The organism is Coxiella-like endosymbiont of Rhipicephalus sanguineus (genome assembly GCF_018687865.1).
In genome coordinates, this window is record NZ_NIQB01000017.1 from 1 (window position 1) to 12,512 (window position 12,512).

Here is a 12,512-nt window from a genome sequence, read left to right on the forward strand (position 1 = left end):
GGGCGACGCTTCTGGACATAATATGCTGACTAAAGCAGCGGATGCAGTGATTAGTTGGCTCCTGGAAAACTACCCCAGCCTCAAATACGTCTCCATTTCGGGTAATATCTGCGTAGACAAGAAGGTATCTGCTATCAACGGCTTATTAGGTCGGGGCAAATACGTTATTGCTGATATGTTAATTCCCCGCGCTGTGTGTCAAGAGCGCTTGAAAACTACACCAGAAGCCTTGGTTAATCTTCATATTAAAAAGAATTTAATGGGCTCAATAGTTTCAGGCGGTTTACGCACTGCAAATGCGCATTTTGCTAATTTGCTCTACGCTATTTACCTTGCGACGGGGCAAGACGTTGCTAATATCGTCGAAGGCTCTCAAGGGTTTACTCACGCTAAAGTGTGCAACGGCGACCTCTATTTTTCTGTTACGCTACCTAATATTATTGTGGGCACTGTGGGCAATGGAAAACATCACGATTTTGTTAAAAATCATTTACGTCTTTTAGGTTGTTTGGGTAATTCACAACCCGGTCAAAATGCTCGGCGATTGGCTATTATTGTTGCTGCTACGGTCTGGTGTGGAGAACTATCCTTACTTGCAGCACAAACGAATCCGGGCGAACTTATGCGCGCGCACGAAAAATTTGAGCGTAAGGAAAACAAGGCTAATCAAACTAGTAGAGATCACGCGCCAGCAAATTCTTGAGAACTGGGCGATGAAAAAAGATTTCTTAAAAACACGGACGCTGCTAAACTGATTTTATCAGGTGAGCACGCTGTGGTTTATGGCCACCCGGCACTAGCCGTGGCTATCAATCGACATACAGAAGCTACTGTTCGATGGACATTACCCTTGCATTTTTCCTTCCATTTTATGGGTATTGATTTTAGGCGAGAAGTTACCCTCCAAACGCTCCGTAAGTTAAAAAGAAAACTTAAAAAACAATACCAAAAATATTGCTTGGGCCACTTAAATATTCGGGAAGTTTTACAAAAACCTTTTGAACTTTCCCTTTTCACGTTTATCAACGTGCTAGATCGTTTAAAAAGCAAATTGCCGACAGGTATTGATATTGTCACCGACTCCAATATTCCCGTTGGTTGTGGAATGGGGTCTTCAGCCGCCAGCGTAGTAAGCTTAATTTACGCACTCACCCACTTTTTGGATATAAATCTCAATTTGGAAGATTATCTCAAATTAGGAGTAGAATCGGAAAGTTTGCAGCATGGTTACTCCAGCGGGTTGGATGTACATACAGTTTATCATGGGGGATGTTTGCGTTATGAAAAAGGGCAGTTTAAAAAACTCCCTATTCCAGACTTTCCAATGCAATTAGTGCAAACAGGACAACCGCAGAGTAGTAGTGGTGAATGCATCTCACAAGCATCATCTTATTTTAAAAAGAGTCCTATTGGAGATGATTTTTCAGCGGTCACCAACGAACTCAATCAAGCACTACAAAATCATAACTTCAATAACGTAAAAAAGTGCATTCAACAAAACCACCGGTTGCTAAGAACTATTGGTGTGGTGCCCAATAAAATAGATCATTTTATTGTGAATGTAGAAAAATTGGGTGGTGCTGCGAAAATCTGCGGCGCGGGGAGTGTACAAGGGGATAATGGCGGTGCTGTTTTGATTGTTTCTGATAACCCGATCAATAACCTCGTAAAGGAATACGGCTATTCCATTATGCCTATCCAGACTGATAATCAAGGAACTCACATTGTATAGAGCGAAAGCCCCCGGCAGTTTAATGCTGCTCGGCGAATATGCTGTGTTACAGGGTAAAACAGCGCTAGTGGCTGCTATCAATAAATTTATTTCCATAACCCTTAAGCCCCGTAGTGACGACCGAATTTTTATCGATTCCGCATTGGGCACACTAACCCTTCACCGTCATCAAATTACCTTACAAGCGCCTTTTGAATTTGTATTGGCCACCTTAGCCTCAAAAAGCCACCTTCCGGCTGTAATATTAAAATTGACTCTGATTTGCCTGCTTCCTTTGGATTAGGAAGTTCGGCGGCAGTAACTGTGGCATTATTAATAGTGTTAAATCGTTGGTTCGAAAAAATATTAACTAAGTTAAAGCTGTGGCAAGAAGCTTTACAAGTGATTCATCAAGTGCAAAAAGGGGGAGCTGGCGCTGATTGTGCAGCCAGTATTTTCGGTGGAGTAATTGCTTTTAGCAACCCACCATTTTCGGTCACCTCTTTGAAAGGGGCCCCTCCTTTAGCGGCAGTTTATTCGGGGAGCAAACTTACCACAGCTAGAGCAATCGATATCGTTAATAGCCGACGTCAACAACAACTTACGAATTACCAAATAATAGATGAACAAATGAATGAGCTCTCAAAAAAAGGCATCACAGCCATCAATACTAAAGATTGGATTTCCCTAGGCAATCTTTTTAATTCGGGTCAAGAACTTATGAAAGCTATTGGAGTCAGTAATGGACACTTAGAGAATTTGGTTCAGAGCTTGCGAGAACAACCCCATATTTTAGGCGCTAAAATATCAGGATCGGGTCTGGGCGACTGTGTCATTGGCGTGGGGAACTCCCACCTAATTTTTTTCCACGCAATGAAGAGGAAAAAGACTTGGAGTTAAGCAACTTTTCCTTATCATTACTTCTGAAGGAGCAAGTTTTGATGAAACGTAATTATATTTTCCAAAAATTACTTGCTCCACAAAATAAAACCCCCGTTAAATCTTTTGGACAAGCTTTTGCACCCTCGAATATCGCTTTATGCAAATATTGGGGTAAGCGTAATTTAGAACTCAACTTACCTTTCACTTCAAGCTTATCAATATCACTCAACAATAAAGGGGCCCACGCTAAAATTTCTTCCTCACCAAATCTGCATCACGAATTAATTATTAATAACGATTTATTAAATTTAGAAAGTGTCTATGCCAAACCTCTACTGGCTTTTTTAGAGGAGTTTACGTTTCTCAATATAAAAGCTTTTCGCTTGGAACTAAATTTTAATATTCCTATTGCCGCTGGCCTTGCTTCATCCGCCTCCAGTTATGCGGCTATCATTAAGGCAATGAATGATTTCTTTGGTTGGCAATTAAACGGAAAGACTTTATCAATTCTTGCTCGGTTAGGAAGCGGAAGTGCGTGTCGCTCAGTTTTTGAAGGATTTGTGCAATGGCATTGCGGAACTGATCCTGCTGGAATGGATAGTTATGCAGAGCCGCTTAATGAAAATTGGCCCGAACTATGCGTTGGACTTCACATTGTAAGTTCTCAAAAAAAGCTACCAGCTCGCGTGAAGGAATGAAACGCACTGTAGCTACCTCCGCGCTTTATACCGCATGGCCTCAAAAAGTGAATGAGGATCTTATCTCCCTAAAAAAAGCGATCACTCAAAAAGACTTCTCCCTCTTAGGACAAGCCGCCGAATCTAATGCGTTAGCAATGCATGCAACGATGCTCGCTGCATGGCCGCCCCTAATGTATTCTTCTCCTGAAACGATTCAACTTTTAAAAAAATATGGATGCTTCGGGAAAAGGGATTAGAAATTTATTTTACGCAAGATGCAGGACCGAATATTAAGTCATTATTTTTAGCACAAGATAAGGAAAAATTAAGTCACCACTTTCATGATCTTGAAACAATTTCACCTTTTAAAGACGCTATTGTTCAAAAAGTCATACTCGTTAATGAAAAAGATCAACCGCTAGGAAACGAGGAAAAAATAAAAGTCCATTGTGAAGGAAAATTGCATCGCGCTTTTTCAGTTTTTGTTTTTTCGTGGCGAAACAACGAATGGCAATTACTACTTCAACAACGTCATCCTAAAAAATATCATAGTGGCGGCTTATGGACAAATACTTGTTGCAGTCATCCACGACCGGAAGAAAACATTATTGAGGCCGGCGAGAGACGACTTTTCGAAGAAATGGGATTAAAAATGCTCTTAAAAAAAGTAGGAGAATTCCGTTACACAGCTGAGGTGAGCAATAATTTAATTGAAAATGAATACGATCACGTGCTAGTAGGGTTCTTAACTAATGAAAAAATTCATTTAAACAAAAATGAAATCAGCGCTATTCGTTGGATTAATATTCCTACTTTAAAAGAAGAATTCAAAAAAATCCTGAAAATTTTACACCTTGGCTTGATCATGCATTAAAAATTGCTTTAAAAGGTATACCAAGCTTTTTAAACAAAGAATAAATTTTCGCTTTTGATATTTTCTTTTCAAGAATAACGTGGTTTAAGATTAAATTAGCCAGATCCAAAAAGACCCTAAGAGGAAAATAGGAAGTGCAGCAAGAATACTATCAATACGATCAAGAATGCCACCGTGACCGGGAAGTAATTGACCCGTGTCTTTCACTCCCGCTTGTCGTTTCAGCATACTTTCGAATAAATCACCTATAATCGCAAAAATAGCCGTAATTAGGGCTAAGAGACTTATTAATATCAATCGAAAAAGAGGTTGACGGAAAATAAGAGAGATAATAACTGCGATCGCTAACGTTAAAACAATACCGCCAACCAATCCTTCCCATGTTTTATTGGGACTAACACGCGGAATTAGCGTTCGCTTTCCCCACCATCGACCAGCTAAGTAAGCTCCTATATCCATAGCCCAAATCAATACTAAACCAAATACCAACCACCCCGGCCCACCCATGTCTTCACGCAACGCCACTCCTACTACCCAACAGGAAGTTAACACAAAGAAGCTTACAACAATTTTTATTACGTTATATTGAAAGCCCATAGGAAGGAAACCTTTTGAGTAACAAATAACGCCGCTGCGGCCCATAACCAAATAATAAAGGAAATAATTAACACCCAAAAGATAGGGAAGTAGTAAGTCCCTATCAGAGCCAATAGGATCGCAATCACATAGAGAACACGAAAATAATAATTTTTTATTCCTGCTAAAGGGGACCATTCCCAGGCCGACCAGAGCATTACAGCACCAATTAAAAGGCTAAACCAAGGCATGGGCAAATACAGAATTGCTAAGAGTAAAAGAGGAACTAAAACCAACAACGTGAGTACACGATGCTTAAACATACTGCTCTTCAACCTGTTCTGGCGTTAACCCAAAACGACGTTGACGCGTTTGATAAAACGCCAAGGCTTGCTCAAAAGTATTAGAATTAAAATCAGGCCAATGCGTGGGCGTGAAATAAATTTCCGTATAAGCAGCCTGCCATAACATAAAATTACTTAAACGTTGTTCGCCACTGGTGCGGATTAATAAGTCAGGTTCGGGCAAATCGCTTAAAAATACATATTCTTGAAATAATTTAGCTGTGATTGATTCAGGATTTATTTCCCCATTCTGAATCTTCTTACCTAACCGTTGAGCTGCCTGTACAATATCCCAACGACCGCTGTAGTTTAAGGCAATAATTAATTTTAAACCTCTATTATTTTTGGTGAGTTCCTGAGAGGCATAGATTTGCGCCAATAATTTTCTATCAAATTCTTGATGATCCCCAATAATTCGGAGACAAATATTGTTTTTGTGAAGCTCGTCTGTATTGCGCTCTAAAGAATCTAAAAAAAAGACATCAAAAAATCAACTTCCGGCTGAGGACGAGCTTGATTTCCAAACTAAAAGCAAAAAGTGTTAAAACTTCAATCCCCTTGTTGCTGGCATACTCAATCACCTTCGGGACGGTTTTAGCGCCTTCTCGATGCCCCTCTATCCTTGGCAATCCGCGACGCTTGGCCCACCGACCATTACCATCCATTACAATTGAAACATGCCGAGGCAAAGAATTTGAACTCATTTCAAAAACCTTTTTTTGCTTAAAGATATTTCCCATCCCCCCAAGTCGTCCTGAAATGAGTCCTCATTATCACACAGCCATTAAATCTGCTTCCTTTTGGAAGGCAATTTTCTCTACTTCTGAGATTTGTTCATCGGTGAGCTTTTGAATGTTGGTTTGTGCTCGTCGTTCCTCATCTTCGTTGATTTCTTTTTCTTTTAACAATTCCTTTAAGTCGTTGTTAGCTTCCCGACGAATATTTCGTATTGCTACTCGAGCTTTTTCGGCCTCATCACGCACCACACGAGAAAGCTCCCGGCGACGCTCCTCTGTTAAAGGAGGCAAAGGAACACGAATTACCATTCCCGCAGTGGAGGGATGTAAGCCCAGATCGGCGATTTGGATAGCTTTTTCAATTGGAACCACCATGTTTTTTTCCCAAGGAGTAACCCTAAGCATCCGAGCATTTTCAATAGCAATTGTTGCTACTTGATTAAGAGGTGTGTCAACATTGTAATAACTCACTTTAACATGTTCCAACAAGCTCGGATGTGCACGTCCAGCCCTTAATTTCGCCAATTCAGTTTTAAAAGCTGTTACACTTTTTTCCATTTTCGCTTTTGCGTCGTTGATAATCTCATTAATCATAATAACCTTCAGCCTAATTTCTCCCGCAAGCGGAAGAGATTTTGATTTTCTTTTCTCCACTAGGGAGGGCGGAATTGGATCTGACTTAACCTCAATCCACTAAGGTTCCTTCTGCTGTGTCCATAATAACCCGAAGCATAGTTCCCGGTTTATTAATATTAAAGACCCGAAGCGACATATTGTGATCTCGACATTGGCAAAATGCGGCGAGGTCCATGACCGCTAATTCTTTTTCTAAAGCTTCTTGATAAGTTAAATGTTTATAAAGTTTCGCTTTCGGATTCTTTGCTGGGTCTTCTGAATAAACTCCATCCACGTTAGTGGCTTTTAAAACCACATCGGCGCCAATTTCAATTCCCCGCAAACTCGCTGCAGAATCGGTAGTTACTAGAGGGTTTCCGGTACCAGCAGCAAAGATTACTACGCGACCTTGTTGTAAATGATGGATCGCTTTGCGCCGATGGAAAGCATCGACCACACCGGTCATGGGGATAGCAGATAAAATCCGGACCGGTAAATTGGATCGCTCAAAGGCATCCCGCAAAGCCAACGCGTTCATCAACGTGGCTAACATTCCCATATAATCGCCCGTTATACGATTGATACCCGCCTTTTGCAAGGCGGCCCCCCGGAAGAAATTACCTCCACCGATAACAATGGCCACTTGCACCCCAAGTTGATAAACTTGAGTGATGTCTTTTGCCATACGATCCAAAACTTCAGGATCAATAGCATAGGTCTCTTTTCCCATAAGTGCCTCACCACTCATCTTTAAAAGCACTCTTCGATAAACCGGTTGTGGCCCATTCGTCATTAACGATTTCCTTGTATTTGTACCATTACCTCATCAGCGAAACTTTGTGAATCTTTCTCGATACCTTCGCCCACTTCAAAACGCACAAATGCCGACACTGTTGCTTTTTCCGATTTTAACAAATCGCCTACTAGAATTTCTGGATCTTTTACAAAAGCTTGACCTTCTAAACTCATTTCTTTTAAGAATTTATTCAAGCGGCCGCCAACCATTTTATCAATAATGTTTTGAGGCTTGCCGCTTTCTTTCGCTTGTGCTATTAAGATTTCTTTTTCCTTTTCTACCAGCTCGATGGGAACATCATCCGGTCGGACGGTTTGTGGATTAAAAGCAGCGATATGTATGGCAATATCTTTAGCTAAGGCTAATTTCTTGGCCTCAAGTGCCACTAAAACTCCAATTCGACTTCCATGGGAGTAATGACCAACGACACCATCAGAAGATAATAATGCCACACGGCGAACTTGAATATTTTCGCCGATTTTAGTGATAAGCTCTCGTCTGGCTTGCTCCAACGTAGTCGATGAGCCAGGCTGATGAAGAAGAGCAAGGGTAGCGGCAACATGGGTAGTTCCTTCTGCTAACCCGCGATCGACAACGTTCTGAGCAAATGCTGAAAATCCCTCATCCCACACCACAAAATCTGTTTGACAATTTATTTCTGCCATGAAACCTTTCTTGCCATCATCGCTTACTGCAATAACAACTATGCCTTCCGCTGTCTTTTTGCCAGCGAGTTTAGCTGCTGTTGCTTCACCTGCTTTACGCAATTCTTTAATGGCGGCTTCAATATTACCATTCGCGGTTTGCAGGGCTTTTTTACATGCCATCATCCCTGCACCCGTGATCTCGCGCAATTCTTTAACCATGGCTGCCGTAATTGTCGTCATTATTTTCCCCTTATTTACTTTCTGGTTCAGCTTTATTTTCTTCGTTTTCCACTTTTGCCTCTTCACTTTTTAAGGATTTCGAGTTGGCCTTGAAGGACTGTGATTTTTCTTTTTGCGAAGGGCGTGTTTCTACTTTTTTCATGGCAAAGAGCTTTTCAGTTTTCTCTCCCGCTAGAGGAACCTTTTCAGCTACTTTCGCCTTTTTAGTTACTACTTTTTTTACTGTAGTTTTTACTTTAATTTTTTCTTTTTCTTTGGGCTCTTCTTCTTTTTTTAACTCCAAAGCACTACGAGCATCGATAATAGTATCAGCCATTGCCTTACAATAAAGGCGAATAGCACGAATAGCGTCATCGTTACCAGGAATAACATAATCAATGTCGTCGGGGCTCTCATTCGTATCAACCACACCTACGACCAGAATGCCCAAACGCTTAGCCTCTTGAATCGCAATCTTTTCATGACCTACATCGATTACGAATAAAACATCTGGCAAACTACCCATATTTTTAATGCCGGATAAATTAGCTGCTAATTTTTCTTTTTCACGCATCAAATTCAAGATTTCTTTCTTAGTCATCCCTACAAGGTTATCTTCGTTTTCCAAACGCTCTTCAAGTTCTTTTAGACGCTTAATCGACTGCCGAATAGTTTTATAGTTGGTCAACATGCCTCCCAGCCAACGGTAATCCACATAAGGCATCCCACAACGAATAGCTTCTTCCTTCACGATTTCGCGAGCCGCAAATTTAGTTCCTACAAATAAAAGCTTGCCGCGTTTCGAAGCTACATCCCTAATAAATGTTAATGCTTCTCGAAAAAGAGGCAATGTTTCTTCAAGATTAATGATATGGATTTTTTGGCGAGTCCCATAAATATAGGGAGCATCTTGGGATTCCAATAACGGGTCTGGTGGCCAAAGTGAACACCAGCTTCCAGCATTTGACGCATGGTTATATCGGTCATATCTATCTCCGGGTTAAAACCTCCATCTACCCCATAATACAACCTGAGTTAGCAGGCACCCCAAACTTATGTGTCGATAGATGTGTGAATTTGCTGCACCCTTATATCACAAAGGAAGAAAGGATGGAAGATCGAGTTTGGTACTGCAGGATTCTGGCCACAGCCTGAGCTTAGCCAGAAATTCTTAATCGTGCAGGGGGGGGGGAAGCCAATGGAACTTGCATCTTTTTGGGTGAGGCCTCTATACTCCTACAAATGTCAATATGCATCAAAACATCTGAAGAGTTAGAAAAGATGCGGGTTGCTGGTCGTTTAGCGGCCGAAGTACTTGAAATAATCGAGCCTTATGTAAAACCCGGTATTTCTACCGATGAGCTTAATACAATTTGTCACGACTACATCACGAATGTTCAGAAAGCAGTCCCTGCACCTTTAAATTATTTAGGGTTCCCAAAATCCATTTGCACATCGGTTAACCATGTGGTGTGTCATGGAATTCCTGGCGATAAAAAATTAAAAGAAGGCGACATCATCAATATTGATGTGACTGTTCTCAAAGATGGCTACCATGGCGACACGAGCAAAATGTTCACTGTAGGCAAAATCCCACACCATGCGGAGCGACTCATTCGCGTTACGCAAGAATGTCTTTATATTGGAATTTCCATGGTAAAGCCAGGAGCACGATTAGGCGATCTGGGTTCAGCCATCCAAGCTCATGCGGAAAAAAATCACTATTCCGTTGTTCGAGAATATTGTGGCCATGGCATAGGTAGTGTCTTTCATGAACCTGAATTGCAAGTTCTTCATTATGGTAAGCTTGGGACCGGACTTACTTTAGAACCAGGGATGACATTTACGATCGAACCAATGATTAATGCTGGGAAACACCACGTTAAACTGCTTAATGACGATTGGACAGTCGTCACCAAGGACCACCGATTATCAGCTCAATGGGAGCATACGCTTGCGGTGACTGAACATGGCTATGAGATTTTTACTTTACGCAAAGGAGAAGAAATTAAGAAAATTAAAACCTAACAAAGAGAACTCTCAATGTCTAAAATTATTGTTTTTGATTTCGATAAAACATTAATTCCTATCCACCTTCATAATAAACTAGCTCAAGCAATAATAGCAGCTAAACAAAAAGGTCAACAATTAAAATATCAAAATTTTATCTCGGTCCTCCGGAAAAATCTTCTTAAGGATTTTGACAATTTCATTCTCCAATGAAAACCAAAACTTGAAACCTATTATCGCGCTGGGTACAAATTAACTATTACTTCTCATACTTACTTCTCATACTGCCCTTCCTACGGCCAATTTATTCTCGATTATTTTAGAAAATTTTCTAAAATTAGACAAAAAACTTATAAAAAAATATTGATATTTCCGCGCATCCTCATAGACAATGACCTATAAAAAAGACCATTTTAAACGTATTTTTGTTCTCTTAAAAGAAATAAACAACGAAAATAGAAAAATTAAGGGCGTGTTTGTCGATGATTATTTGGGTAATTTAGAAGATATCAAAAATGCCAAAGAACTAGGATATTGGAAAGTATTTTTACCCAAGCAATTTTTACCAAAAACAATCCACCCCTACAGAAGAAATGATCTGCTCTTATCCTCTACCCAAAATATTTGGTTGGTACCCCACGGAAATAGATGATCCTTCCAACGAACGATTCAAAAAATCAGGAATCGATATCATTTATGCAGCCGACTCCACTTCCCGCGCTCTTAGAGCAACTTTTTTTGAGTCTGCCAATTGACAAGCAATCTTTTTATTTAGCAATGCGATTTTTGTAATGTGTAAAATTAACCGAGAAAAATAAATTTATTTTGCAAACTACCCTTACTAAGGACGATAAAATTTAGATAAAGGAAAAGGAAAGGCAAGCCATTCCTATTGGAGTTATTTGCCCTCGGTAATGGTAAGAGCCAAACTCAAACAACGTTATATGCTCTTGTCACATCCCAGACCAACAATCAGTTAACAATAGAGATAATCTACGATAAGGAAAGCTCCCGTTGCGAACGAGTTGAGAGTGCTATTCAGGCTTATCGGAAAACCATTTCCCCGAGGGTATAGAAGCTTTAATTATAATGTACCGGTTGACCAGTGATGAGGGTAACTTTAGTTACTGGCAAAAACATTGCTTCAGCTCAAGCTTTTGGAAAAGTAAAAAATAGTCCCTTAATGATGGTAAAAGTTACCAAATCCCCATAGGCATTTTTGATCTCACGAAAACAGTTGAAAAATTCTAGAAAGGACTGCCCGCAGAGGAGGCGATAAACGAATTTAAGCAAATATCGACGAATGCCCAAAAAAGAAAAACATCTTTTATTCGCTTATTTAATAAACGTGATCCAGATACCCAAAATGCCTACAATAATGTTTTTACTTGATCGCAGAAAAAAAATTAGAGAAATTCTCCTCTTCATCTTTAACTCTTTCATAAAGAAGAATAAGAATACAAGCGAGTAATTAATTGTTTCCAAACCTTCTTGCAATCTTTCGAAGCTTCTGTCTCTACAATAATATTCCAAGGACAATGGCATTTTAGATTCTTTAAATTGATGAGTAATGGCTCGCGGGTGTCTGCTTATTTCTTCTCTAAAAATGAATCGACTTTTATACCGTGAATATTTATCTAGAATTTCTAACTTACTGCTTTAAAAATAACGAAACGAATGAAAGCAACCATCATCCAGGCATCGCTAAAAAAGAAAAGCGCATTTCAGTAATTCTTTTGAAATAAGGGATATATGGCATCCCAAAAATTTCACTGACTAAGAATTTTTCCATTTCTTCACTGGAATGTAGGACGATCTTTTTAATAGGGTTTAACCACTACCGCAGTTCCGATCTGCATAAAATCGCTATGCAACCATCGTGCTACCGAAGGGGCCAAACACGGATGCACCCATAACTGACATTGGTAGCAGGTACATGATTGGAATCATAGATTGATATTGCATAATATTTGCTGAAAAACATACAATAATCCATACGAGTACTCTCATGCGGTTTCGGATAAATAGTTGAATGACATTTAGCTGGACCTTTACATATAACCCGGAAGGTCGCCACAGGAATTTGACAGGATCATTTAATATTAGCGCAATAATGCACACCACCGGAAACCCGCCCGCTGGAGACACTAATAGCCCATTTTCATAAGCATACTATTGGTGAGTTCTCGGATTGAAGATAAAAAATCAATCCCTGAGCGACCAGGACTATTTTGTGTTTTGTACTTCTTTTGAGAATACGGATTGCCAGCAAAATACGCTTGGAAACGCTCATTCCATGTGGTATTTATCAGTAACTCACGGATAGGAATAGCTTTTATAAACTATTGTGATCTCATCATCAATAATCCAGCCGGATACTACTATCACTAACCCATTTTTCATTAACAAACCTCCTATCGA

Annotated in this window: 13 protein-coding genes and 3 pseudogenes; 9 read left to right on the top strand and 7 right to left on the bottom strand. The window is 40.0% G+C overall.

Translation table 11 applies throughout. From position 1 onward, the window contains the following. The 7 genes and pseudogenes from B1F79_RS01565 to idi all read left to right on the top strand — a co-directional run. A partial coding sequence (locus tag B1F79_RS01565; protein ID WP_504739176.1) for a hydroxymethylglutaryl-coenzyme A reductase family protein occupies positions 1–703 on the top strand: 703 nt, incomplete at its 5' end. A gap of 10 nt (positions 704–713) precedes the next feature. Then, positions 714–1,732, top strand: a pseudogene (gene mvk / locus B1F79_RS01570) (mevalonate kinase). Between the two features lie 22 nt (positions 1,733–1,754). Next, positions 1,755–2,015 (top strand): hypothetical protein, encoded by a 261-nt coding sequence (locus tag B1F79_RS01575; RefSeq protein ID WP_251365723.1) that lies wholly within the window; start codon positions 1,755–1,757, stop codon positions 2,013–2,015. Continuing rightward, a complete protein-coding gene (locus tag B1F79_RS01580; protein WP_251365724.1) occupies positions 1,994–2,611 on the top strand; it encodes a mevalonate kinase family protein in 618 nt (205 codons plus the stop codon). The genes B1F79_RS01575 and B1F79_RS01580 overlap by 22 nt, the downstream gene beginning before the upstream one ends. Before the next feature lie 41 nt (positions 2,612–2,652). Then, a complete protein-coding gene (locus B1F79_RS01585) occupies positions 2,653–3,291 on the top strand; it encodes a GHMP family kinase ATP-binding protein (RefSeq protein ID WP_251365725.1) in 639 nt (212 codons plus the stop codon). Continuing rightward, positions 3,288–3,530 (top strand): diphosphomevalonate/mevalonate 3,5-bisphosphate decarboxylase family protein, encoded by a 243-nt coding sequence (locus B1F79_RS01590; protein ID WP_251365726.1) that lies wholly within the window; start codon positions 3,288–3,290, stop codon positions 3,528–3,530. Before B1F79_RS01585 ends, B1F79_RS01590 begins: the two co-directional genes overlap by 4 nt. Then, complete coding sequence (gene idi, locus B1F79_RS01595) at positions 3,509–4,147, top strand: isopentenyl-diphosphate Delta-isomerase (RefSeq protein WP_251365727.1); 639 nt, start codon at positions 3,509–3,511, stop codon at positions 4,145–4,147. The genes B1F79_RS01590 and idi overlap by 22 nt, the downstream gene beginning before the upstream one ends. A 90-nt stretch (positions 4,148–4,237) precedes the next feature. On the opposite strand, the gene B1F79_RS01600 is transcribed toward idi, so the two are convergent. From B1F79_RS01600 to rpsB, 7 genes and pseudogenes are all read right to left on the bottom strand, one after another. Continuing rightward, positions 4,238–4,744 carry a phosphatidate cytidylyltransferase gene (locus tag B1F79_RS01600; protein ID WP_251365728.1) on the bottom strand — a complete coding sequence of 169 codons (507 nt, stop codon included), beginning with the start codon at positions 4,742–4,744 and terminating at the stop codon, positions 4,238–4,240. Further along, on the bottom strand, positions 4,723–5,046 hold the full coding sequence (locus B1F79_RS01605) for a hypothetical protein (RefSeq protein WP_251365729.1): 324 nt from the start codon (positions 5,044–5,046) through the stop codon (positions 4,723–4,725). Before B1F79_RS01605 ends, B1F79_RS01600 begins: the two co-directional genes overlap by 22 nt. Further along, positions 5,039–5,771 (bottom strand): annotated as a pseudogene (uppS, locus tag B1F79_RS01610) (polyprenyl diphosphate synthase). The gene B1F79_RS01605 and the pseudogene uppS overlap by 8 nt, the downstream one beginning before the upstream one ends. Positions 5,772–5,840: 69 nt before the next feature. After that, positions 5,841–6,398, bottom strand: coding sequence for a ribosome recycling factor (gene frr / locus B1F79_RS01615; protein ID WP_251365730.1), 558 nt, complete (start codon positions 6,396–6,398; stop codon positions 5,841–5,843). 91 nt (positions 6,399–6,489) lie between these two features. Further along, positions 6,490–7,212 carry a UMP kinase gene (gene pyrH / locus B1F79_RS01620; protein ID WP_251365731.1) on the bottom strand — a complete coding sequence of 241 codons (723 nt, stop codon included), beginning with the start codon at positions 7,210–7,212 and terminating at the stop codon, positions 6,490–6,492. Beyond that, positions 7,212–8,102: a translation elongation factor Ts gene (tsf, locus tag B1F79_RS01625; RefSeq protein ID WP_251365732.1), complete on the bottom strand. Its 891-nt coding sequence runs from the start codon at positions 8,100–8,102 to the stop codon at positions 7,212–7,214. Before tsf ends, pyrH begins: the two co-directional genes overlap by 1 nt. Before the next feature lie 10 nt (positions 8,103–8,112). After that, positions 8,113–8,990: pseudogene (gene rpsB / locus B1F79_RS01630) on the bottom strand (30S ribosomal protein S2). 333 nt (positions 8,991–9,323) lie between these two features. On the opposite strand from rpsB, the gene map reads away from it, so the two are divergent. Beyond that, positions 9,324–10,109 carry a type I methionyl aminopeptidase gene (gene map, locus B1F79_RS01635; RefSeq protein WP_251365733.1) on the top strand — a complete coding sequence of 262 codons (786 nt, stop codon included), beginning with the start codon at positions 9,324–9,326 and terminating at the stop codon, positions 10,107–10,109. A 373-nt stretch (positions 10,110–10,482) separates the two neighbouring features. Then, positions 10,483–10,743, top strand: coding sequence for a hypothetical protein (locus B1F79_RS01640; RefSeq protein ID WP_251365734.1), 261 nt, complete (start codon positions 10,483–10,485; stop codon positions 10,741–10,743). The last annotated feature ends 1,769 nt before the right edge of the window (positions 10,744–12,512 follow it).